This is a genomic window from Streptomyces sp. M92 (assembly GCF_028473745.1).
Classification (GTDB): domain Bacteria; phylum Actinomycetota; class Actinomycetes; order Streptomycetales; family Streptomycetaceae; genus Streptomyces.
Genome location: NZ_CP101137.1, coordinates 1,412,754 through 1,435,176 on the forward strand (window position 1 = coordinate 1,412,754; position 22,423 = coordinate 1,435,176).

Annotated in this window: 19 protein-coding genes and 2 pseudogenes; 7 read left to right on the plus strand and 14 right to left on the minus strand. The window is 72.6% G+C overall.

Annotated features, from left to right (window positions below; genetic code table 11):
- Positions 1-185: 185 nt before the first annotated feature.
- From pstB to M6G08_RS06285, 7 genes are all read right to left on the minus strand, one after another.
- Positions 186-962, minus strand: coding sequence for a phosphate ABC transporter ATP-binding protein PstB (gene pstB, locus M6G08_RS06255; protein ID WP_272586192.1), 777 nt, complete (start codon positions 960-962; stop codon positions 186-188).
- Positions 963-1,015: 53 nt separating this feature from the next.
- Positions 1,016-2,086, minus strand: coding sequence for a phosphate ABC transporter permease PstA (gene pstA, locus M6G08_RS06260; RefSeq protein WP_272586193.1), 1,071 nt, complete (start codon positions 2,084-2,086; stop codon positions 1,016-1,018).
- Complete coding sequence (gene pstC, locus M6G08_RS06265) at positions 2,083-3,096, minus strand: phosphate ABC transporter permease subunit PstC (protein WP_272586194.1); 1,014 nt, start codon at positions 3,094-3,096, stop codon at positions 2,083-2,085. Before pstC ends, pstA begins: the two co-directional genes overlap by 4 nt.
- Positions 3,097-3,229: 133 nt before the next feature.
- Positions 3,230-4,357, minus strand: a complete 1,128-nt coding sequence (gene pstS, locus M6G08_RS06270; protein ID WP_272586195.1) for a phosphate ABC transporter substrate-binding protein PstS — start codon at positions 4,355-4,357, stop codon at positions 3,230-3,232.
- A gap of 208 nt (positions 4,358-4,565) precedes the next feature.
- Positions 4,566-5,003, minus strand: coding sequence for an NUDIX hydrolase (locus M6G08_RS06275; RefSeq protein ID WP_272586196.1), 438 nt, complete (start codon positions 5,001-5,003; stop codon positions 4,566-4,568).
- A gap of 31 nt (positions 5,004-5,034) precedes the next feature.
- Positions 5,035-6,216: a CHAD domain-containing protein gene (locus M6G08_RS06280; protein ID WP_272586197.1), complete on the minus strand. Its 1,182-nt coding sequence runs from the start codon at positions 6,214-6,216 to the stop codon at positions 5,035-5,037.
- Positions 6,197-8,482, minus strand: coding sequence for an RNA degradosome polyphosphate kinase (locus M6G08_RS06285; protein WP_383140157.1), 2,286 nt, complete (start codon positions 8,480-8,482; stop codon positions 6,197-6,199). Before M6G08_RS06285 ends, M6G08_RS06280 begins: the two co-directional genes overlap by 20 nt.
- Positions 8,483-8,680: 198 nt before the next feature.
- Between M6G08_RS06285 and M6G08_RS06290 the strand changes: the two genes are divergently transcribed.
- The 5 genes from M6G08_RS06290 to M6G08_RS06310 all read left to right on the plus strand — a co-directional run bounded on the left by M6G08_RS06290 (position 8,681) and on the right by M6G08_RS06310 (position 13,166).
- Positions 8,681-9,223, plus strand: a complete 543-nt coding sequence (locus M6G08_RS06290) for an RNA polymerase sigma factor (RefSeq protein ID WP_272586199.1) — start codon at positions 8,681-8,683, stop codon at positions 9,221-9,223.
- Positions 9,220-10,056, plus strand: a complete 837-nt coding sequence (locus M6G08_RS06295; RefSeq protein WP_272586200.1) for a cupin domain-containing protein — start codon at positions 9,220-9,222, stop codon at positions 10,054-10,056. The genes M6G08_RS06290 and M6G08_RS06295 overlap by 4 nt, the downstream gene beginning before the upstream one ends.
- A 91-nt stretch (positions 10,057-10,147) precedes the next feature.
- Complete coding sequence (locus tag M6G08_RS06300; protein WP_272586201.1) at positions 10,148-11,014, plus strand: ABC transporter ATP-binding protein; 867 nt, start codon at positions 10,148-10,150, stop codon at positions 11,012-11,014.
- Positions 11,011-12,537, plus strand: a complete 1,527-nt coding sequence (locus M6G08_RS06305) for an MFS transporter (RefSeq protein WP_443048746.1) — start codon at positions 11,011-11,013, stop codon at positions 12,535-12,537. Before M6G08_RS06300 ends, M6G08_RS06305 begins: the two co-directional genes overlap by 4 nt.
- Positions 12,525-13,166: an ABC transporter gene (locus M6G08_RS06310; RefSeq protein WP_272586202.1), complete on the plus strand. Its 642-nt coding sequence runs from the start codon at positions 12,525-12,527 to the stop codon at positions 13,164-13,166. Before M6G08_RS06305 ends, M6G08_RS06310 begins: the two co-directional genes overlap by 13 nt.
- Before the next feature lie 7 nt (positions 13,167-13,173).
- Here M6G08_RS06310 and mshD read toward each other — a convergent pair whose 3' ends face one another.
- Positions 13,174-14,103, minus strand: coding sequence for a mycothiol synthase (mshD, locus tag M6G08_RS06315; RefSeq protein ID WP_272586203.1), 930 nt, complete (start codon positions 14,101-14,103; stop codon positions 13,174-13,176).
- A gap of 182 nt (positions 14,104-14,285) precedes the next feature.
- Here mshD and M6G08_RS06320 point away from each other — a divergent pair, with 182 nt between their 5' ends.
- Complete coding sequence (locus M6G08_RS06320) at positions 14,286-16,124, plus strand: bifunctional metallophosphatase/5'-nucleotidase (protein ID WP_272586204.1); 1,839 nt, start codon at positions 14,286-14,288, stop codon at positions 16,122-16,124.
- A gap of 163 nt (positions 16,125-16,287) precedes the next feature.
- Here M6G08_RS06320 and M6G08_RS06325 read toward each other — a convergent pair.
- Positions 16,288-16,579 (minus strand): annotated as a pseudogene (locus tag M6G08_RS06325) (hypothetical protein).
- A 40-nt stretch (positions 16,580-16,619) separates the two neighbouring features.
- Here M6G08_RS06325 and M6G08_RS06330 point away from each other — a divergent pair.
- Positions 16,620-16,814, plus strand: a pseudogene (locus tag M6G08_RS06330) (hypothetical protein); the annotation flags it as partial.
- Here M6G08_RS06330 and M6G08_RS06335 read toward each other — a convergent pair.
- From M6G08_RS06335 to M6G08_RS06355, 5 genes are all read right to left on the minus strand, one after another.
- Positions 16,805-18,256: a sensor histidine kinase gene (locus M6G08_RS06335; protein ID WP_272586206.1), complete on the minus strand. Its 1,452-nt coding sequence runs from the start codon at positions 18,254-18,256 to the stop codon at positions 16,805-16,807. The pseudogene M6G08_RS06330 and the gene M6G08_RS06335 sit on opposite strands and share 10 nt — an antisense overlap.
- A complete protein-coding gene (locus M6G08_RS06340) occupies positions 18,253-18,999 on the minus strand; it encodes a response regulator transcription factor (protein WP_272586207.1) in 747 nt (248 codons plus the stop codon). Before M6G08_RS06340 ends, M6G08_RS06335 begins: the two co-directional genes overlap by 4 nt.
- Before the next feature lie 98 nt (positions 19,000-19,097).
- Positions 19,098-20,186: a S1C family serine protease gene (locus M6G08_RS06345; protein WP_272586208.1), complete on the minus strand. Its 1,089-nt coding sequence runs from the start codon at positions 20,184-20,186 to the stop codon at positions 19,098-19,100.
- Positions 20,187-20,311: 125 nt separating this feature from the next.
- Positions 20,312-21,334, minus strand: a complete 1,023-nt coding sequence (locus tag M6G08_RS06350; RefSeq protein ID WP_272586209.1) for a LacI family DNA-binding transcriptional regulator — start codon at positions 21,332-21,334, stop codon at positions 20,312-20,314.
- 42 nt (positions 21,335-21,376) lie between these two features.
- A complete protein-coding gene (locus tag M6G08_RS06355) occupies positions 21,377-22,186 on the minus strand; it encodes a response regulator transcription factor (protein WP_272586210.1) in 810 nt (269 codons plus the stop codon).
- Positions 22,187-22,423 lie beyond the last annotated feature (237 nt).

Genomic DNA, 22,423 nt, shown 5'->3' on the forward strand with positions numbered 1-22,423 from the left:
GGGCGGGTGCCGCTGCGCCCACCCGTGCCGCCCTGGGGGTACCTCCCAGGCTGTTCAGGCACTGGGGGAGGCACGACTGCCCGCAGCTACGCCGGATAAGAGGGCCCGCCCCCGGAGGGGGCGGGCCCTTTGTGCTCCTCGCGGTGGCACCGCCATGCAGCACCGCGAGGGGATCGGGGTGGGGTCTAGCCGAAGCGGCCGGAGATGTAGTCCTCCGTGGCCTGGACCGACGGGTTGGAGAAGATGCGCTCCGTCTCGTCGATCTCGATCAGCTTGCCGGGCTGGCCGACCGCCGCCAGGTTGAAGAACGCCGTGCGGTCGGAGACGCGCGCCGCCTGCTGCATGTTGTGCGTCACGATGACGATCGTGAAGCGCTCCTTCAGCTCGCCGATCAGGTCCTCGATGGCGAGGGTGGAGATCGGGTCCAGGGCGGAGCAGGGCTCGTCCATGAGCAGGACGTTCGGCTCGACCGCGATGGCGCGGGCGATGCACAGGCGCTGCTGCTGACCGCCGGAGAGGCCGGAGCCCGGCTTGTTCAGGCGGTCCTTCACCTCGTTCCAGAGGTTGGCGCCGCGCAGCGACTTCTCGACGACGTCGTCCATCTGGGACTTCTTGTACTTGCCGTTGAGCTTCAGGCCGGCCGCGACGTTGTCGTACACCGACATGGTCGGGAACGGGTTCGGGCGCTGGAAGACCATGCCGACCTCGCGGCGCACCGCCACCGGGTCGATGCCGGGGCCGTAGAGGTTCTCGTCGTCCAGCATGACCTTGCCGTCGACGCGGCCGCCGGGCGTGACCTCGTGCATGCGGTTGAGCGTGCGCAGGAAGGTCGACTTGCCGCAGCCGGAGGGGCCGATGAAGGCGGTCACGGAGCGGGGCTCGACGGTCATCGAGATGTCCTCGATGGCCAGGAAGGAGCCGTAGTAGGCGTTGAGGCCGCTGACGTCTATGCGCTTGGCCATGGGTATCACTTCTTCTTTCGGTCGCTGACGACGTACTGTCCGGGGGCCGCGCGTCAGCGACCGGTCTGCGGGGCCTTCCAGCGCGCGATGAGGCGCGCCGCGAGGTTGAGGATCATGATGAACGCGATGAGTGTCAGGGCCGCTGCCCAGGCACGGTCGTGCGAGGCGTCGAAGCCGGCGCCGTACTGCAGGTAGATGTACATCGGCAGGGACGCCTGCGGGTCCGAGAAGGGGTTCGAGTTGATGAAGCTCGTACCCCAGACCAGCAGCAGCACGGGGGCCGTCTCGCCGGTGATGCGGGCGACAGCGAGCATCACGCCGGTGGTGATGCCGCCGATGGACGTCGGTATCACCACCTTGAGGATGGTGCGCCACTTCGGCACGCCCAGCGCGAGGGAGGCTTCGCGCAGCTCGTTCGGTACGAGCTTGAGCATCTCCTCGGTGGAGCGGACGACGACCGGGACCATCAGGATGCACAGGGCGAGGGACCCGGCAAGGCCGGAGTAGCCCATGTCCAGGATGACGATCCACAGGCTGAGGATGAACAGACCGGCGACGATCGAGGGGATGCCCGTCATCACGTCGACGAAGAAGGTGACTGCCTTGGCCAGCTTGCCGCGCCCGTATTCGACCAGGTAGATCGCGGTGAGCACACCGAGCGGCACGGAGATGGCGGTCGCGATGCCGACCTGCTCCAGGGTGCCGAGGAGGGCGTGGTAGATGCCTCCGCCCGGCTCGGAGTCGGCGACCACGCCCATCGAGTGGGTGAGGAAGTAGCCGTCGAAGACCTTCACACCCCGCTCGGCGGTCTCCCAGACGAGGGACGCGAGCGGGACGACGGCCAGGAGAAACGCGACCCAGACCAGGCTGGTCGCGATCCGGTCCTTGGCCTGGCGCCCGCCCTCGACCTTGGCCGAGATGGCATAGGAGCCGAGGACGAAGAGGGCGGCGGCGATCAGTGCCCACTGGACGGAGCTCTGCAGGCCGGCCGCGGCGCTGATGCCGAGGCCCAGGGCGACGGAGCCCGCGGCGACCGCCCAGGGGAACCACTTGGGCAGGGTCGCACCGCGCAGCGAGCTGGGCAGACGCCCGGAGGCGTTGTCGGCGAGGCGTGTGTGGCTCATGCGTTGGCCCCCGAGTACTCCTTGCGGCGGGCGATGATCATGCGGGCTCCGCCGTTGACCAGCAGGGTGATGACGAAGAGCACCAGACCGGACGCGATCAGTGCGTCACGGCCCATCGGGGTGGCCTCGTTGAACTTGCTGGCGATGTTCTGTGCGAAGGTGCCGCCGCCCGGGTCGAGCAGGCTGGCACTGATGTCGAAGGCCGGGGAGAGCACCATGGCGACGGCCATCGTCTCGCCGAGGGCGCGGCCGAGACCGAGCATCGAGGCGGAGATGACGCCGGAGCGGCCGAAGGGCAGCACCGACATGCGGATGACTTCCCAGCGCGTCGCGCCGAGGGCGAGGGCAGCCTCCTCGTGCGCCTGCGGGACCTGCCGGAAGACCTCGCGGCTGACGTTCGTGATGATCGGCAGGATCATGATCGCGAGCAGGATGCCGACGGTGAGCATGGAGCGCGGTGCGCCGCCGTTCCACTCGAAGACGCCGGTCCAGCCGAGGTAGTCGTCCAGCCAGCCGTAGAGCCCGCTCATGTGGGGGACGAGCACGATGGCCCCCCACAGGCCGTAGACGATCGAGGGCACGGCGGCGAGCAGGTCGATCACGTACGCGATGCCCCCGCCGATACGCCGGGGGGCGTAGTGGGTGATGAACAGGGCGATGCCGACCGCGATCGGGACGGCGATGGCCATGGCGATGATGGACGACACGACGGTGCCGAAGGCCAGGACCGCGATGCCGAACTCCGGCGGGTCCCCCGTCGGGTTCCACTCGAAGGTGGTGAAGAAGTTGGCCTCGTTCTCGCTGATCGCGATCGAGGCGCGGTAGGTGAGGAAGGCCGCGATGGCGGCCATGATGACCAGCACGAGAAGGCCGGACCCGCGGGAGAGACCGAGGAAGATCCGGTCGCCGGGGCGGGTGACGCCGCGTCCGGCGCCCTTGTCCTTGGTCCCGGGGGGCTGGTGGGGTACGGGGGCTGGTGCGGGCTTCTGGGGATCAGTGGTTATGTCCATCGGGTTCTCCGGTCTGCGGAGCCGTCGTGGGCGACGGCTCGGGCGGAGCCACAGCGGGTCTCGCGGGGCTCCTGGCGGCGGTGCACCGGACGGTGCGGTCCGGACCCCGGGCGGGGCCCGGACCGCACTCGGGTCAGCTCAGGCCCGAGATGGTCTCGCGGACCTTGGTGATGATCTCGGTGGGCATCGGGGCGTAGCCGGCGTCCTCCAGCAGGCCCTGACCGTCCTCGGAGGCGATGTAGTTCAGGAAGGACTTGGTGGCGGGCAGGCTGTCGGCCTTGTTGCCCTTGTCGCAGACGATCTCGTACGTCACCAGGACGAGCGGGTACGCGCCGTCGGCTTCGGGGGTGTAGTCCAGCTCCAGCGCGAGGTCCTTGCCGGTGCCGACGATCTTGGCGGCGCCGATGGCGGCGGTGGCGTTGTCGACGGTGGCCTTGACCGGCTCGGCCGCCTCGGTCTTGATGTCGACGGTCTTGATGCCGTCCTTGGCGTAGGACAGCTCGAAGTAGGAGATGGCGCCGCTGGTCTGCTTCACCTGCTGGGCGACACCCGACGACTGCGGAGCGGACTGGCCGCCCTTGGCCGCCCAGGCCTTGGCCGGCTCGTACTTCCAGTCGTTCGGAGCGGCGGCCTTCAGGTACTTGGTGAAGTTGTCCGTGGTGCCGGACTCGTCCGAGCGGTGGAAGGCCTGGATCTTGAGGTCGGGCAGCTTGGCCTCGGGGTTGAGCTTGGCGATCGCCGGGTCGTTCCAGTTGGTGATCTTGCTGTCGAAGATCTTGGCGAGGGTCGAGGCGTCCAGGGCGAGGGTGTCGACGCCCGGGACGTTGTAGCCGACGGCGATCGGGCCGCCGACCATGGGCAGGTCGATGGCCTGGCCGTCCTTGCAGACCTTCTTCGAGGCCTCGATCTCGTCGGGCTTCAGCGCCGAGTCCGAGCCGGCGAACGCGGTCTGTCCCTGGGTGAACGCGGTGATGCCCGCGCCAGACCCGTCGGGGCGGTAGTTGACCTGCACGTCCTTGCACGCCGCTGTGTACGCCTTGACCCAGGCGTCGATCGCGTTCTTCTGCGCGGAGGAGCCGGAGGCCTGGAGCTGGCCCTTGGCGTCGTCGCACTTGATGTTGCTGTTGGCGGCGGCGCTGGCGCCGCCGCCGTCGCTGTTGCCGCCGGTGTCGTCCGAGCCGCACGCCGTGAGGGCCAGGGCGCCGGAGACGGCGAGAGCACCGAGAGCGAGGGCCCGCCGGTTCTTGCGCTGAAGCTTCACTTGAGGGAGTTCCTTCCAGGAGCCGCCGTCCTGAATTCGGCGGCGTGCGAGGAGTGCGATGAAGACTGGGCGATACGGCCGCGTTCTCGGGATGCGTCCCGTATCGGTAAGGCCGAAATTAGGCAGAACAGGTGAAGCCGCCGATGGCCGTAAATGAACGCGGGGTGAACCCCTGTGGTCGGTGCGGTGAGGTCACGGAACGCTTACGTCAAGGACACGGAGTGGTCCCGGGCGGGAGCGTGGCGAGGAGGGCGTCGACGAGGGGGCGGTCGCCGGGCCGGGTGAGGCGGGCGCGGGCCTGTGCGGGCGCGAGCCACAGGATGCGGTCGACCTCGTCGGAGGGGGTGAAGGCGCCGGTCGTGGCCGCCGCCGCCCAGTACCTGACCTCCTTGGGGCGGCCCCCGGCGAGGTAGCGCACGCGGGGCAGCTCGGCGCCGGGCGCGGCGGCGTACCCGGTCTCCTCCGCCACCTCGCGCAGGGCGCCCGCGAGCGGGTCCTCGCCGCGCTTGAGCTTGCCCTTCGGGTGCGACCAGTCGTCGTACTTCGGCCGGTGGACGAGGCAGAGTTCCAGGCCGGGCGGGCGGGGTGAGCGGCGCCACAGGACGCAGCCGGCCGCGCGGACGACGGGGACCTCGCCGGGGCTCACGGTGTGGGTCGCCTCCAGTCCTGCGACGGGCCTACGGCAGCCTGACGGGCTCCTTGCGCCAGCTGTGCTGGAACGCGTACCTCGCCGCCTCCACCTCATGCCGCTGGTCGGCGTGGAGCACGCCGAGCGCGTACGCAGTCGCGGGCGCGATGCGCGGGGTGCGGGCGGCCTGGGCGGCGGCAGCGGCGGCCTCGGAGGCGTCGCGGTGGCGGTCCAGGGCCTCGCCGGCCGCCAGGAGGCGTACGTCCGTGCCGCCGTCGGTCTCGTCGGCGTACTCGCCGGACAGCACCTCCAGCGCGTACCGGTGCAGGCGCAGCAGCAGGCGGACCTGGTGCCACTGGGTGTCCTGGGGGTGGGGCGCCGGGTCCGGGGAGAGGCCGTGGACCAGGGCCTGGGCGTTGTACGGGTTGCCCGCGGTGACCAGTGGGAGCGCGGCGACGGCGTCGGTGAGGCGGTCCCGGGCCGCGGCGGCCAGGGGGCGCAGGTCGGTGGTGGAGTCCGTGGTGTCCTTCAGCGGTACCTCGCTGGCCAGTAAGGCGACTTTGTCGGCGACCGCGTGGAAGCGGCTGCTGCCCAGCGCCTGGAGGGCCGTGGAGTGCGCCCGGGTGCGGGCCAGGGTCAGCTGGCGGTCGAGCAGCGCGCCCGCCTTGGCCGCGCCCACGGTGAGGCCGCCTCGGTCGGCGGGGGAGGGGCGGGTGGTGGTGGGAGTGAGGGGCGCGGACCCGGTGGGGGCGGCGGGGCCCGTCTGCTGCTGGGCGGGGAGCAGCGCCGTCCCCGAGAGCCGGTGCAGGGCCTGGAGCAGGCGTTCCAGGCGGGACGCGTAGGCGTGCTCCAGCGCCAGCGTGCCGGACAGCCACGCCAGCTCGGGGCGCATGGACTCCGCCCACTCGGTGTCCAGCAGCGGCTGGAAGGTGTGCAGGGTGCCGCTGAGGCGGCGGGCCGCACGGCGCAGGGCACGGGCCGCGTCGACGGGGCCGTCGGCGGCCGGGGCGGCCCGGTCCGGGGCGGCGTGGGCCCCGGTGCCGCGTGCCGCGGTGCCCTGCGCCCCGGTCGCGTGCGCGCCCGTGCCGGTCTCCCGGTGCAGGCGCAGGGCGCGGAGGAACTCCGTGGCCTGGGCGCGCAGGTAGCTCGCGAGGGCGTCACCGCCCGCGGGCACCGGCGGCGGCCCTGCGGCGGCCGCGGGGTCCGTCGGTTCAAGGTGTTGCTGTGCCACGCCGGCGCCTCCGGGCGTCAATGAGCATCTCCTGGACGTTGCGCAGGGGCTGGCCGTCCGGGTCCGTCGCGTGCCGGGTCCACTCGCCGTCCGAGCCGAGGTGCCAGGACGCGGTGGAGTCGGACATGCCGGTCTCCAGCAGCCGGTTCAGGGCCGCCCGGTGGGCCGGGTCGACGACCCTGACCAGGGCTTCTATCCGGCGGTCGAGGTTGCGGTGCATCATGTCGGCGCTGCCGAACCAGACCTCGGGCTCGCCCCCGTTGCCGAAGGCGAAGACGCGGGAGTGCTCCAGGAAGCGGCCGAGGACCGAACGGACCCGGATGTTCTCCGACAGGCCCTCCACGCCCGGGCGCAGCGCGCAGATCCCGCGCACCCACACGTCGACCGGGACGCCCGCCTGGGACGCGCGGTAGCAGGCGTCGATCACGGCCTCGTCGACCATCGAGTTGACCTTGATGCGGATGTAGGCGGGGCGGCCGGCGCGGTGGTGCTGGATCTCCTTGTGGATGCGGGAGACCAGGCCGTCGCGCAGGGACTTCGGCGCGACGAGGAGGCGGCGGTAGGTCTCGCGCCGGGAGTAGCCGGAGAGCCGGTTGAACAGGTCGGAGAGGTCCGCGCCGACCTGCGGGTCGGCGGTGAGCAGGCCCAGGTCCTCGTAGAGGCGGGCGGTCTTCGGGTGGTAGTTGCCGGTGCCGACGTGGCTGTAGCGGCGCAGCGTCTCGCCCTCCTGGCGGACCACCAGCGACAGCTTGCAGTGGGTCTTCAGGCCGACCAGCCCGTAGACGACGTGGCAGCCGGCCTCCTCCAGCTTGCGGGCCCACTTGATGTTCGCGTGCTCGTCGAAGCGTGCCTTGATCTCGACCAGCACCAGGACCTGCTTGCCGGCCTCGGCGGCCTCGATGAGCGCGTCGACTATCGGGGAGTCCCCGGAGGTCCGGTACAGCGTCTGCTTGATCGCCAGGACGTCCGGGTCGGTGGCCGCCTGCTCCAGGAAGGCCTGCACGGAGGTGGAGAAGGAGTCGTACGGGTGGTGCAGCAGGACGTCGCGGCTGCGCAGGGCGGCGAAGACGTCCGGCGCGGAGGCGGACTCCACCTCGGCGAGGTCGCGGTGGGTGCCGGCGACGAACTTCGGGTACTTCAGCTCGGGCCGGTCCAGGCCGTGGATGCGGAAGAGGCCGGTGAGGTCCAGCGGGCCCGGCAGCGGGTACACCTCGGCCTCGCTGACCTTCAGCTCCCGCACGAGGAGGTCCAGGACCTCGCGGTCGATGGACTCCTCGACCTCCAGGCGCACCGGCGGGCCGAAGCGGCGCCGCATCAGCTCCTTCTCCAGCGCCTTGAGGAGGTTCTCGGCGTCGTCCTCCTCCACCTCCAGGTCCTCGTTGCGGGTGACGCGGAAGGCGTGGCTCTCCAGGACCTCCATGCCCGGGAACAGCTCCTCCAGGTGGGCGGCGATGACGTCCTCGATGGGGACGAAGCGGCCCGGGGAGGCCTCCAGGAAGCGGGAGAGCAGCGGGGGGACCTTTACGCGGGCGAAGTGGCGGTGGCCGGTGACCGGGTTGCGGACGACGACCGCGAGGTTCAGGGAGAGGCCCGAGATGTACGGGAAGGGGTGCGCGGGGTCGACGGCGAGCGGGGTGAGGACCGGGAAGATCTGGTGCCGGAAGAGGGTGAACAGCCGGGCCTGCTCCTTCTCCGCCAGCTCGTTCCAGCGGACCAGGTGGATGCCCTCCTCGGCGAGGGAGGGGGCGATGTCCTCCTGGAAGCAGGCGGCGTGCCGGGCCATCAGCTCGCGTGAGCGCGCCCAGATCATCTCCAGCACCTCGCGGGGCTGGAGGCCGGAGGCGGAGCGGGTGGCGACGCCGGCGGCGATGCGGCGCTTCAGGCCGGCGACGCGGACCATGAAGAACTCGTCCAGGTTGCTGGCGAAGATCGCGAGGAAGTTGGCGCGCTCCAGGACGGGCGTGTTCGGGTCCTCGGCCAGTTCGAGCACACGTTCGTTGAACGCGAGCCAGCTGCGCTCCCGGTCCAGGAAGCGGCCCTGCGGGAGCTTGGTGCCGTCCGCCTGGAGCCCCTGGGACTCCTCCGACTCCTCGTACGCGTCGAGGTCGGCGTCGATGTCCGGTTCCAGGTCGGAGACCGTGGCGGCCACGGTGTGCGGGCGGTGCGCGGCGATGGAGCCCACGGAGGGCTGCGGGTGCTGCGCGTGCGCCGCCGACTGCGCGGACTGCGGGTGCTGGACCTCTGCCTGGGTGTTCGGCTGCCTCATGAACCCATTCTTCCGCGCAGCGCGCAGGACAGGCGCGTCGGAAGGCGCCTGATGCCCTGCTCCTGGTTGCTCCGGCACGGTCGGCTGCATTCGGTGAGCGTCGCAAGGCAGTCTGAATCGATGGTTACGGGGACATGACGTCTGGGATAGCGGGCTGGGATCGTGAACCGCCGGCCCCACCCCGTGCGATGAGGAGACGTGAACGGAACGAGAAGCGACGGCGAGCTGCTGCGGGCCGTCGCCGCCGACGGCGACCGGCGTGCCTTCGAGGAGCTGTACCGCCGCTACGCACCCTGGCTGACCGCCCGCCTGCGCGGCCGCTGCGCCGACCCCGGGATCGTCGACGACGTCGTACAGGAGACGTTCCTGGCGGTGTGGCGGGGCAGCGCGCGCTACCGGGAGGACGGCGACGTGGCCGGGTGGCTGTGGCGGATCGGGTCCCGGCGCCTGATCGACGTGGTGCGGGGCGACGGCGCCCGGGGCCGGCTGCGGCAGGCCCTGGCGCGGCTGCGGCACCGGGACGAGGCCTCGGCGGAGGAACGCGTCCTGGCCGGGGTGGAGCACGGCGACCTCGCCGGTGCGCTCGTGCGGCTCTCGCCGGAGCTGCGCGCGGTGCTCCAGGCCACCGTCGTCGACGGGCTGACCACCCGCGAGGCGGCCGTCCTGCTCGGCATCCCGCCGGGCACGGTCAAGACACGGGCGATGCGGGCCCGCCGACAGCTGCGGGAGGCGCTGGCATGACCTGGCACGTTGACGAGGCCGACCTGCGGGCCTACGCCCGGGGCGAGCTGGCGGCGCCCGCGCTCTGGTCCGCCGACACCCACCTGACCGCCTGCGCCCACTGCCGCGCCGTCCTCGCCGGGGCGAGCGACAGCGCCGCCCTGGACGCGGGGTGGGAACGGCTCGACGCCGAGCTGGACGCCCCGAGGCCGGGGTGGTTCGAGGCGCTGCTGGTGCGGTGCGGCGTCGGGGACGGCACCGCGCGGCTGCTCGCCGCCACCCCCGTCCTGCGCCGCTCCTGGCTCGGCGCGGTCGTCTCCGTACTGCTGACGGCGTTCCTCGTCGCCTACGCGGCGGGCGCGGCCGACCGGCCCACCCTCTTCCTCGCCGTCGCCCCGCTGCTGCCGCTGGCCTCGGTGGCGCTCGCGTACGGGCCCGCGCTGGACCCGACGTACGAGATGGCCGTCGTCTCGCCGCTGCACGGCTTCCGGCTGCTGATGATCCGTACCGTCGCCGTGCTCTCCGTGGCGGTGGGTGCGGGCGGGCTGGCGAGTCTGGCCATGCCGGGGTACGGGCTGCGGGCGCTGGCCTGGCTGCTGCCGGGGCTCGCCCTGACCACGACCGGGCTGGCGCTGACGCCCCGGCTGGGGCCGGTGGCCGCGCCGTCCGTCGTGGCGGGGGCGTGGGCGGCGGTGCTGCTGGCCGCGGACGCGGCGAGTGGGGCCGGGGACGCGGTGCCGGCGCCGTTCACGGCGGTGGGGCAGGGCGTGTCCGGGCTGGTGGCCGCGCTGGGCGCCGGGCTGCTGTTCCTGCTGCGCGACCGGTTCGACGTGTCCGCGCGCGGTGTCGCGTGAGCCCCTTCTCCTTCCTCCTTCCTCCTTCCTCCTTCCTCCTTCCGAACTTCTCGTTGATCCGCTCGTTGGACTTCTCGCACGGGAGTGCCGTATGACCCCCACCGTTTCCGCCTCCGGGCTCAGCCTCTCCTACGGCCGGACCCGCGCCCTCGACGACGTGTCGCTGCGGCTCACCCCGGGCGTCACCGGGCTGCTCGGACCCAACGGAGCCGGGAAGACCACCCTCCTGCGGGTGCTCGCCACCGCAGTGCCCGCCGACCGGGGCGCGTTCACCGTGCTCGGGCACGACCCGGGGAGCGCGCGCGGGCGCCAGGAGGTGCGGCGGCGGCTCGGGTACCTGCCGCAGACGCCCGGCTTCCATCCGGACTTCACCGCGTTCGAGTTCGTCGACTACGTCGCCGTCCTGAAGGAGATGACGCCTCGTGCCGCCCGCCACCGCGAGGTGCGGCGCGTGCTGGAGGAGGTCGGGCTGGGCGACGTGCGCGGCCGGAGGATCAAGAAGCTGTCCGGCGGGATGCGGCAGCGGGTCGCGCTCGCGGCCGCGCTGGTCGGCGACCCCGGGTTCCTCGTGCTCGACGAGCCCACCGTGGGCCTCGACCCGGAGCAGCGGATGCGCTTCCGGGAGCTGATCGCCGGGGCGGGCGAGGGACGCACCGTGCTGCTCTCCACCCACCAGACCGAGGACGTGGCGATGCTCTGCCACCGGGTGGTCGTCATGGCCGCCGGCACGGTGCGCTTCGACGGCACCCCGGCCGAACTGACCGCACGGGCCGCCGGCCGCGTGTGGAGCGGCGCGGCGCGCGACGCGGGGGCGAGGGCCGGGTGGCGCACGGGCGACGGGTCGTTCCGGAACGTGGGCGATCCGCCCGAGGGGGCCGAACTGGTCGAGCCCACGCTCGAGGACGGCTACCTGCTCACCCTCGACGGCGCCGGCGCCGACACGGAGGTGGCCGCGTGAGCGCCGCCGTACTGACGACGACCGCCCCGGACACCGTGGACTCCGGTCCCCGCGGGACGGGTGCGAAGGCCGTGTTCGCCCTCGCGCGGTTCGAGGCGCGCCGGATGCTGACGAGCGTCCCCGTCGTGCTGGTCCTCCTCGGATACGTCGCCTGGATCGTCTGGCGCGGCCGCAGCGCATGGGACGGCTACCCGGCCCTCCAGGACGCCGACCGCGCCACCCAGAGCATGCCGATGTTCGTCGGCCTGGCGGTCCTGGTCGGCGTCAACTCCGCGATGCTGCGGTCCCGGCGGCACGGCACCGAACCGCATTTCGCGGTGTTGGTCCTGCCGGCCTGGCAACGCACGGCCGCCCACGCCCTGTCCGTCGTACCGGCCGCCCTGCTCACCGCGGTGTGCGTGGCCGGGCAGTTCACCTGGGCGGCCCTCAAGCCGGGCGCGGTCGGGCACGGTTCGCTCGCCGAGCTGGCCGTCGGGCCGCTGACGGTGCTGCTGTTCGGCATGCTCGGGGTGCTGCTGGCGCGGGTGCTGCGGTCGCCGCTCGCCGCACCGCTCACGGTGGTGCTGCTGCTGTTCGCCTTCGTGCTCGGCACGGGACCCAGCGGCTCGGACGGCACCTCCTGGCTCTCGCCGGTCGTCGCCGCGATCGGCGGCGACCCCCTGCCCTCCGAACTGCTGGGCCGGCCCGCCGCCTGGCACGCCCTCTACCTGACGGGCGCCGCCCTGTGCGCCGCCTTCCTCGCCGTGCTCCTCTCCGGCGGACGGAACCTGGCCGTCCGGACGGGCCTCGCCCTCACCCTGGCGCTGGCGGTGACGGGCGGGGTCCTCCAGGCCCGGGGCGCGGCACCGTCGCCGGAGCTGACCGCGGCCCGGGAGCGTGCCTCGGTGCGGCCGGAGCAGACGTGCGTGGAGCGGGACGGGGCGACGTACTGCGCCTTCGACGAGTGGGTCCCCCGCGTCGGCGCCTGGGCCGGTGTCGTGGAGCGCGTCCGGTCCCTGGCGGGCGGTACGGCCGGGGAGCGGCGGATCGTCGTACGGCAGCGGATCGACGCCCGGTACGGGCCGGCGGGCGACGCCGCGATCCCCGCGCTCACCGAGCCCGGCCAGGTCACCGTGGGCACCGCCTGGGGCGGCAACCGCGTCCCCGAGTTCTCCAGCGCCGTCGCCGCCGTGCTCGTCGCGGGCACCGAGGCGGCCGGGAGCGAGCTCTGCGACGGGCGGATGGTCACCGCCATGTGGCTGTCCCTCGCCTGGCAGGACGACCCGATGGACGCCCTGCGCCGGGTCCGGCTCGACGACGACGTGAGGGGCACGGCGGTCGTCCTGTCGCCCACCGATCCGATGATCATGAAGGATGGCCAGACCGACGTCGTACGCCGGCTGCTGGAGAACCCGCCGGCCGGAACCGGGCAGCGCGTGAAGGCGCACTGGGACGAGCTGACCGAGCCGGGCGTCACCACGGCCCGTGTCGCCGAGCTGCTGGGTGTGCGGGGACCGGACAGGCCGGACTCGTGCGAGGAGTGACGCGCGCCCTGGTCGTCCCCGTGTGGCGCACGCTGCCGTGGCCGGCCCTGGCCGCCGCCGGAGCACTCGGCCTGCTGGCCGCGGCCGCGCCCGCCCTGACGGGCGCGGAGCCCGCCCCCTGGCAGACACTCGTCCTGCTCCGTGGCGTCGCGCTCATCGGCGCCCTCGGCCTGGCCTTCCTCCTGGACGACCCGGCCCGCCACCTCACCGCGCCCGTCCCCGTCCCGCGCCCGCTGCGGCAGGCCCTGCGGGTGGCCCTGGCCGCCCCGCTCGTCGCCCTGTGGTGGGCGGCCGTACTGCTGATCGCCCCGTCGGCGTCCCGGCCCCCGGCCGGTGACATCACCCTGGAGGCGGCGGCGGTGGGCGTCCTGGCCCTCGCGGCCGCCGCGACCGCGGTACGGCTGACGGACGAGGCACGCCCCGGCCCGGCGGTGGCGGCGGCCCTGCTCCTGGCGGCCGTCGCCGCGCCCCTGCTGACGCCGGAGGGCTGGGCGCTGTTCGTCCCGGCCGAGGACCCCCGGTGGCCCGACGCCCACGACCGGTGGGCGGTGCTGCTGGCGGCGGTGGCCGTGGCGTGGGCGGTGTGCGGACCGGAGCCGGTGGGGCGGCGCGGCGGGCGCGTCCGGTGAGGCCGCCTCAGGACTCCGTGCGGTACATCAGGTCCGTCTCGTGGGTGCCGAACCCGAGCCGTTCGTAGACGGACACCGCCGCCGTGTTGTCGGCGTCGACGTACAGCATCGCCGTGGGCAGCCCGCGCTCCGCCAGGTGCCGCAGGCCGATGGTGGTCAGGGCCTTGCCGAGACCGCCGCCCTGGGTGTCGGGGCGGATGCCGAGGACGTACACCTCACCGAGCCGCTCCTCGGCGTGCACCTTGGTCCAGTGGAAGCCGATCAGCTCCCCGTCCCGCTCCGCCAGGAAGAACCCCTCCGGGTCGAACCACGCCTCGGCCTTGCGGTCGTCGAGGTCCCGCTGCGTGAGCGAGCCCTGCTCGGGGTGGTGGGCGAAGGCGGCGGCGTTCACCGCGAGCCACGCCGCGTCGTCCCGGCCGGGCACGAACGTCCGCACGGTCACGCCCTCCGGCAGGCGCGGATCGGGCAGCTCCAGGCCTTCCAACGGGCGCCGCATCTGCCGCAGTTCGCGGAAGAGGGTCAGCCCCAGCACCTGCGCGAGGTGCCGGGCGGCGGAGTGGCCGCCGTGCGCCCAGATCCGCAGCCGCTTGCCGGAGGCGGCGAGCAGCGCGGAGCCCAGCGCCCGCCCGTGTCCCTGCCCCCGGTGCGAGGGGTGGACGACCAGCTCGGCGGCCGGGGGCTCGATCGGGTCGGTGCCCTCCAGTTGGGCGTAGCCGACGAGTTCGCCGCCGTCGACGGTGAGCAGCAGGTGCGAGACGCCCTCCCGCGCCGGCCCGCGCAGCTGCAACCGCCCCTGCTCGGACACGGCCTGCTGACCGTCGTACCGGGCGGCCTCGGCGAGCAGGGCGAGGACGGCCCCCGTCTGCTCCGGGGCGAGTTCGGAGAGGGTGTCGATCGAACGGGAGCGGCCGGGCCGCACGGTGTCGTCGCTGGTCATGCGTACGAGGGTAAAGGGCGGGCACGGCAAAGGGGCGGTGGTCGCAGGAGTCGGCCCGATGCGGAGGTACACCAGGATGTAACCCGTCACCCCCTGTCGCGCTACGCGCGTTGACTCTAGGCTGTCGCGCCGGTGGGCCGTCTCCTCAACGGCCCGCGTCACGCACACCCACAGGGGGGCGCATGCCAGCCACAGCACAGTCGCACCATCCGCGCCGCAGACGCCGCACGACCCGTCTCCTCGCCGCTGCCGCCACCGTCGTCACCGCGGGCGCGCTCGCCGCGGCGACACTGCCGGCGTCGGCGAGCACGGCCGGGAACCACCGGGGCCACGGCGGCCACGGCCACGGTTATGGCCACGGTCATGGCCGCTACCAGGACGTCCAGCTCCTCTCCTTCAACGACTTGCACGGAAACCTCGAACCGCCCGCCGGCTCCTCCGGCCGGGTCACCGAGATCCAGCCGGACGGCACGACGGAGACGGTCGACGCGGGCGGCATCGAGTACCTGGCCACCCACCTGCGCGAGGCGCGCGAGGGCAACCGCTACTCCATCACCGCCGCCGGCGGCGACATGGTCGGCGCGTCCCCCCTCCTCTCCGGCCTCTTCCACGACGAACCGACCATCGAGGCGCTGAACAAGCTGGACCTCGACGTGACGAGCGTCGGCAATCACGAGTTCGACGAGGGCGCCAGGGAACTGGCCCGCCTCCAGAACGGCGGCTGCCACCCCACCGACGGCTGCTACACCGACAAGGAGTTCAAGGGCGCCGACTTCCCGTACCTGGCGGCGAACGTCCTCGACGAGAAGACGCAGAAGCCCATCCTGAAGCCCTACTGGGTGTGGAAGCAGCGGGGCGTCAAGGTCGGCTTCATCGGCGTGACCCTGGAAGGCACCCCGGACATCGTCTCCGCGGAGGGCGTCAAGGGCCTGGCCTTCAAGGACGAGGTCGAGACGATCAACAAGTACGCCGAGGTGCTCCGGCGCCAGGGCGTGAAGTCCATCGTCGCCCTGATCCACGAGGGCGGCTTCCCGGCCTCCTCCGCCTACAACTACGACTGCGACTCCCCGGGCGCCGGCGACGGCATCTCCGGCCCGATCGCCGACATCGCGAAGAACGTGACGCCCCAGGTGGACGCGCTGGTCACCGGCCACACCCACGCGGCGTATGTCTGCACGATCCCCGACCCGGCGGGCAAGCCCCGCATGGTCACCTCGGCGTCGTCCTTCGGCCGCCTCTACACGGACACGACGCTGACCTACGACCGTGCGACGGGCGACATCGCCCGTACGGCCGTGAAGTCGGCGAACCACGTGGTGACGCGGGACGTCCCGAAGGCGCCGGACATGACGCGCCTGATCGACAAGTGGAGCACCCTCGCCGCTCCCATCGGCAACCGCGCCATCGGTTACGTCTCCGGCGACATCGACCGGGGCGGCACCGAGTCCCCGCTGGGCGACCTGATCGCCGACGCGCAACTCGCGTACGGCAAGTCCCAGGACCCGGAGACCGACCTGGCCCTGATGAACCCGGGCGGCATCCGCGCGCCCCTCACCTACGCGGCCTCGGGCGCCGAGGGCGACGGCGTCGTCACCTACGCCGAGGGCTTCACGGTCCAGCCCTTCGCCAACACGGTGAACCTGAAGGACTACACGGGCGCCCAGCTCATCCAGATCCTCAAGGAGCAGGTGACCGGCCCGAACGAGGCCTCCCCGAAGATCCTCCAGATCTCCTCCGGCCTCACCTACACCCTGGACCTGACCAAGTCCGGCGCGGACCGCGTGCTGACGGACTCCATCCGCCTCAACGGCGCGCCCATCGACCCGTCGGCCACCTACCGCGTCGCCTCCAACAGCTTCCTCGCGGGCGGCGGCGACGGCTTCCCCACCCTGAACGAGGGCACGAACGAACTGGTCGGCGCGGACGACCTGACGGCCCTGGAGCAGTACCTGACGGCCAACTCCTCGGCCACCGACCCGATCGCCCCGCCGGCGGCGGACCGGATCACGGTCGTGCAGTAGGCGCTGCGCGTCTGGGAGAGGGGCCCGGTGTCCGCAGGGGTGCGGGTGCCGGGCCCCTCTGTATTGCCCCGAAGCGTGAACACTCAGCCGCGAACTGTCCGCGCCGCGCTCATATGAGCTCGCGGCCAACAGACGACCCGCGACTGTCCTCGCCGCGAGGATGTCACTCGCGACCGAGGCCGATCCGCGCTCCCCGGCTGACCGCGACCCGGAGCACATCCTGAAGCGCCTCGGCCGCCCCTCACCAACGCGCACCGCACCGCCCGCTCCCCGGCCCGCCGGTCCCCGAGCACGGCCCTGGCCCCCGCGAGCACTTCCTCCCCCGACTCCACCAGCGCTTCCTCGACGTCGTCCGCGAGCCGGGAGAGCCGACTGTCGTCGTTGTCGGTGCTCAGGTAGCAGGGGTTGCCTTCGGGGGTGGTCCAGGGGAGGAGGCGCAGTGGCGACGACTTCATGGCTCATGTCCCTTCGGCGTCTGACCGGTGGTGATTACCGATCGGCTCGGTCACCGTCGGGACCATGGTGCGGGACGGGTACGGAGGCGCGGACACCTGCCACGCCCTGTACTGCGCGCTGCCGCGCCCCGAGTTCACGGGCATGTCCATCCTCCTCACCGACAGGGAGGACGCCTACCCGCCCGGTGTCGTCACCGTCGACATCGACTCCCCCGGCATGCTCGGCTACCACTGACTCCCGCCGTCCCCGCCCGTCTCCGGCGGCGGTACCGGCGCTCCCGGCAGCCGTACGGTCGCCGTCGTGCCGCCGCCCTCGCCCGGCGTCAGGCTGACGGTGCCACCCGCCTGCTGCACCGTGCGGGCCACGATGGACAGGCCCAGGCCGGAGCCGGGGAGGGCGCGGGCGGAAGGGGAGCGCCAGAAGCGGTCGAAGACGTGGGGGAGTTCGTCGGCGGGGATGCCCGGGCCGTGGTCGCGGACGGTGAGGGCGCCGTCGGTGAGGCGTACGTCGACCGTGCCGCCCTTGGGGCTGAACTTCACCGCGTTGTCCAGGATGTTGACGACCGCGCGTTCCAGGGCGGCCGGTTCCGCGCGTACGTACCAGGGGTGGACGTCCGCCGTGATGGTCAGCTCCGGGCCGCGCAGGCGGGCGCGGCGCAGGGCGGACTCGACGACGTCGTGCCAGGCGAGGATGCGGGTGCGGCCCTCGTGCTGGCCGGTGTCGGGGCGGGAGAGTTCCTGGAGGTCGCCGATCAGCGCGGCCAGTTCCGTCATCTGGGCCTTCACCGAGGCGAGCAGGGCCTTGCGGTCCGCCTCCGGGATGGGGCGGCCGGTCTCCTCGCTGCGGGTCAGGAGCTCGATGTTGGTGCGGAGGGAGGTGAGGGGGGTGCGGAGTTCGTGGCCGGCGTCGGCGATCAGTTGTTGTTGCAGGTCGCGGGAGCTGGCCAGGGAGGAGGTCATGCTGTTGAAGGAGCGGGAGAGGCGGGCGATCTCGTCGTCGCTGTCGTCCTCGACGGGGATGCGGATCGCCAGATCCTCGGTGCGGGCCACGTGTTCCACGGCGTCGGTGAGTTCGTCGACGGGACGCAGGCCCGCGCGGGCCACGGCGAGACCGGCGGCACCGGCTCCTACGACTCCGATGCCGGAGACGATGAGGAGGATCCAGACCAGGGAGGACAGGGGCTTGGTGACGTCCTCGAGCGGTTTCGCGATGGAGACGGCGATGCCGGGCTGCACCTGGCCGGTGGTCGCGTCCAGGACCCGCCCGGTGAAGACCCGCATGGCGGTCCCGTCGGTGGACCGCGTGGTGTGCAGGGCGTTCTTCGCGCGTCCGTCCGCGACCTCCAGGTCCTCCCGCTGCACGGGGACCTCCTCGTCGCCTGGATTGACGCAGGTCGAGCCGTCGGAGTACAGGATGGTGACGACGGGGGCGTTCGGTACCTGGGGGATCTCCTGCGGGGACCCCGACTGGCAGTTGCGCAGCATGCTGTTCAGCAGGCCCTTCGACACCTGCTCGCCGCGCAGCTGGTCGTCCAGCTGGTTGTACAGCTGCTCGCGGACCAGGAACCAGCAGGCGACCGACACCGCCGCCACAGCGAACGCCACCGCCGACGCCACCAGCAGCGACAGCCGGGCCCGGATGGGCAGGGCTCGGACGCGGCGGGCCAGGCTCGTCACTCCGCGCCGCCCTGCCGCAGGACGTAGCCGACGCCGCGCACGGTGTGGACGAGGCGCGGCTCGCCGGCCGCCTCGGTCTTGCGGCGCAGGTACATGACGTACACGTCGAGGGAGTTGGAGGACGGCTCGAAGTCGAAGCCCCAGACGGCCTTGAGGATCTGCTCCCGGGTGAGGACCTGGCGCGGGTGGGCCATGAACATCTCCAGGAGCGTGAACTCCGTACGGGTCAGTTCGACCGGGCGTCCGGCGCGTACGACCTCCCGCGTCGACAGATCCATGGTCAGGTCGGCGAAGGCGAGGGTGTCGTCGTCCTCGGCGGTGGCCTCCACCGCCGCCGCGTACGAGCTGCGGCGCAGCAGCGCGCGGATGCGGGCGAAGAGTTCGTCGAGCTCGAAGGGCTTGACCAGGTAGTCGTCGGCGCCGGCGTCCAGGCCGGTCACCCGGTCGCCGACCGTGTCGCGGGCCGTGAGCATGAGGATGGGCGTCGTGTCGCCCGCGCCGCGGATACGCCGGGCGGCGGTCAGGCCGTCCATGCGGGGCATCTGGATGTCGAGGACGACCAGGTCGGGGCGGTACGCCGACGCCTTCTCCAGCGCGTCGGCGCCGTCGGCGGCGACCTCGGTGTCGTAGCCCTCGAAGGCGAGGCTGCGCTGGAGGGCTTCGCGGACCGCCGGTTCGTCGTCGACGATCAGGATGCGCTGGATCTCGCGGTCGCGGTCACGGTCGCCGTCTGCGGGGCTCATGGGCTCGGGTTCCTCGGGTGCGGTGTCGGGGTGCGGCTGCGGGCCTCTTCAGCCTCGCATGTTCGCGGCGGCCTCGGGCAGCCGCGCGGGACGCCCGCTCAGCCGTCCGCGCCCGCGCGCAGCTTGGCCAGGTCGGCCTTGACGGTGTTGACCGGGATGGCGAAGCCGAGGCCGACGCTGCCCGCGCTTGCGGAGGACTCGGCCGACGAGTACATCGCGGAGTTGATGCCGACGATGTTGCCGTTCATGTCGATCAGCGCGCCGCCGGAGTTGCCCGGGTTCAGGGACGCGTCGGTCTGGATCGCCTTGTACGTCGTCGTGGACGAGCCGGTGTCGCCGTTGAACTCCTGGCCGCCGAACTCGAACGGCCAGCCGCCGCCCTGCCGCTGCTGCTGTTGCTGCTGGCCCCCGTCGGTGGAGACGGTCACGTCGCGGTCCAGGGCCGAGACGATGCCGCTGGTCACGGTGCCGGTCAGGCCCTCGGGGGAGCCGATCGCCACGACCTGCTGGCCGACCTTCAGGGCGTCGGAGTCGCCGAGGGTCGCGGCCTTGAGGCCGGAGGCGTTCTCCAGCTTGATCAGCGCGAGGTCCTTGCTGCTGTCGGTGCCGACGACCTCGGCCGCGTACTGCTTGCCGTCGTTGGTCGTCACCTTGACGGACGAGGCGCCGGAGACGACGTGGTTGTTGGTGATGATCTCGCCGTCACCGGTGATGATCACGCCGGAGCCGGTGGAGGAACCGGCGGGCGAGGTGGCGCTGATCTCGACGATGCTCGGGCTGACCGCCGAGGCGACGCCGGAGACCGTGCCCTTCTGACTGGAGGGCACCACGTTGGTGCTGCTGGAGCTGGAGGCGACGGTGTCGCCGCCGGTCAGTTCCTGGATGCCGAAGGCGGTGCCGCCGCCGACGGCCGCCGCGACGATCGCCACGGCCGTGAGGAGGGCGACCGGGCCGCGCCGGGCCCGGCGCTTCTCGCGCGGCTGCTCGGGCTGCCCGTCCTGGAAGGAGGCGAAGGGGGCGGCGGGCGGCTGGGTCGGCCGGGGCGGCGGGGGCGGCCACGTGGGGTCGACGGGAGAGGAGGCGTGCTCGTGGGTTCCCTGGTACGGGTTCTGGTGAGGGTTCTGGTGCGGGTTCTCCTGCGCGTGCTCGTACTCGCCGTTCCGGCGGAGGCTCTCGGTCATGTCCATGAGCGTCCCGCCCGCGTATGAGAGCGGCCTGAGTGCTGCCTGAGAAGCCCGGCAGAACCTCGTATGCCCGATATAAAGACCTGCGCGGCAAAGGCCCGCGTGACTGCCCGGAAGGCCGCCGGAGGCTACCCGCAGCCGCAGGACTGGCGGACCACCAGCCGGGACGGGAAGACCTTCAGCCGCTCCCGCCGCGAGCCCGCCACCCGCAGGCCGTCGTCCAGGACCAGGTCCACGGCCTCCCGCGCCATCGCCGAGCGGTCGGAGGCGACCGTCGTCAGCGGCGGGTCCGCCAGGTCGGCCTCCTTGATGTCGTCGAAGCCGGCCACCGCCAGCTCGCCGGGCACGTCGATGCGCAGCTCGCGGGCCGCGCGCAGCAGGCCGATGGCCTGGTCGTCGGTGGAGCAGAAGATCGCGGGCGGGCGCTGCGGGCCGGAGAGCAGGTCGAGCGCCACGCGGTAGGCGTCGTAGCGGTTGTACGGGGCCTCGAAGAGCCGGCCCTCGGTGGAGAGGCCGGCCTCCTTCATCGCCCGCTTCCAGCCCTCGACGTGGTCGGAGACCGGGTCGCCGACGGACGGGGTCTCGGCGGTGCCGCCCATGCACGCGACGTACTCGTACCCGTGCTCCAGCAGGTGGCGCACGGCGAGCTGGGCGCCGCCGAGGTCGTCGGTGACGACGGCGACGTCGTCGATGGCCTCGGGGCGTTCGTGCAGCAGGACGACCCGGGCGTCCCAGGCCTCGATCTCGGCGGCGGCCAGGTCGTTCAGGGCGTGGCTGACCAGGATCAGGCCGGAGACCCGCATGCCGAGGAACGCGCGCAGGTAGTGGACCTCGCGCTCGCCGACGTAGTCGGAGTTGCCGACGAGGACCATTTTCCCGCGCTCGGAGGCGGCCCACTCGACCGCGTGCGCCATCTCCGCGAAGAACGGCTGGCGCGCGTCCGGCACGATCAGCCCTATGAGGTCCGTGCGCCGCGACGCCATCGCCTGGGCGACCCGGTCCGGGCGGTACCCCAGTTCCTTGATCGCGGCGAGGACACGCTCGCGCGTGGCCGGGGCGACCGGCCGGGGTCCGTTGTTGATGACGTAGCTGACGACGGCGGTGGAAGTCCCCGCCAGTCGCGCCACATCATCCCGAGTCACCTTGGCCACGCGCGGAGTCTACGCGGATGGAACCGCCCTGGGCAGGGCGTATCACACCTTGGTTGACGTCGCCCGCGCCGCGGGGGCCGGCTGCGACCGGGTCCCGGCCTCGGCTTTCTCCTCGGCCTTCCCCTTCGCCTCCTCCGCCGAACGCTCGGCCTTCTCCGGCTGACGCTCGGACTTCTCCGGCTTCTCCGGCGTGACGAAGCGGTAGCCCACGTTGCGGACGGTGCCGATCAGCGACTCGTGCTCGGGGCCGAGCTTGGCGCGCAGCCGCCGTACGTGCACGTCGACGGTGCGGGTGCCGCCGAAGTAGTCGTAGCCCCACACCTCCTGGAGCAGCTGGGCGCGGGTGAAGACCCGGCCCGGGTGCTGGGCGAGGTACTTCAGCAGCTCGAACTCCTTGAAGGTCAGGTCCAGGACCCGGCCCTTGAGCTTCGCGGAGTACGTCGCCTCGTCCACCGACAGGTCGCCGTTGCGGATCTCCATCGGGGAGTCGTCGCCGACGATCTGCTGGCGGCCCATGGCGAGGCGCAGCCGGGCCTCGACCTCCGCCGGGCCCGCGGTGTCCAGCAGTACGTCGTCGATGCCCCAGTCGGCGGTGACGGCGGCGAGGCCGCCCTCGGTGACGACCAGGACCAGCGGGCAGCTGAGCCCCGTGGAGCGCAGCAGCTGGCACAGGCTGCGGACCTGGGGGAGGTCGCGGCGCCCGTCGACGAGGATCACGTCGGCGCCGGGGGTGTCGACAAGCGCGGGGCCCTCCGCGGGCGCGACGCGGACGTTGTGCAGCAGCAGGCCGAGGGCGGGAAGCACCTCCGTCGACGGCTGGAGGGCGTTGGTCAGGAGCAGCAGAGAACTCATCGCGCCCCACCTGCCTGGGTCGTCCTGTGGTCGTGCTGGTCGTGCCCGGTTCGCTCGCCCATAACGTCTGGTTCCTCCTGGGTCCCTGCGAGGACGTTTGCGGCACTGCTTCGTACGGTTGTGCGGGTGGCGGGTCCCGTGCCCGTGGGACCTGCCGCGCGTCCGGGAGGTGAACGCCCGGCGGCCGTTCGGCGACCGCTCCGCGTCGCTCCCGAAAGCACAAAAGGACCCGGGGGC

Bases quoted from the DNA above. Each gene is read 5' to 3' on its own strand.
- pstB (WP_272586192.1), bottom strand. From the start codon at position 962: ATGGCCAAGCGCATAGACGTCAGCGGCCTCAACGCCTACTACGGCTCC.
- pstA (WP_272586193.1), bottom strand. From the start codon at position 2,086: ATGAGCCACACACGCCTCGCCGACAACGCCTCCGGGCGTCTGCCCAGC.
- pstC (WP_272586194.1), bottom strand. From the start codon at position 3,096: ATGGACATAACCACTGATCCCCAGAAGCCCGCACCAGCCCCCGTACCC.
- M6G08_RS06285 (WP_383140157.1), bottom strand. From the start codon at position 8,482: ATGAGGCAGCCGAACACCCAGGCAGAGGTCCAGCACCCGCAGTCCGCG.
- M6G08_RS06295 (WP_272586200.1), top strand. From the start codon at position 9,220: ATGACCTGGCACGTTGACGAGGCCGACCTGCGGGCCTACGCCCGGGGC.
- M6G08_RS06300 (WP_272586201.1), top strand. From the start codon at position 10,148: ATGACCCCCACCGTTTCCGCCTCCGGGCTCAGCCTCTCCTACGGCCGG.
- mshD (WP_272586203.1), bottom strand. From the start codon at position 14,103: ATGACCAGCGACGACACCGTGCGGCCCGGCCGCTCCCGTTCGATCGAC.
- M6G08_RS06320 (WP_272586204.1), top strand. From the start codon at position 14,286: ATGCCAGCCACAGCACAGTCGCACCATCCGCGCCGCAGACGCCGCACG.
- M6G08_RS06340 (WP_272586207.1), bottom strand. From the start codon at position 18,999: ATGAGCCCCGCAGACGGCGACCGTGACCGCGACCGCGAGATCCAGCGC.
- M6G08_RS06345 (WP_272586208.1), bottom strand. From the start codon at position 20,186: ATGGACATGACCGAGAGCCTCCGCCGGAACGGCGAGTACGAGCACGCG.
- M6G08_RS06355 (WP_272586210.1), bottom strand. From the start codon at position 22,186: ATGAGTTCTCTGCTGCTCCTGACCAACGCCCTCCAGCCGTCGACGGAG.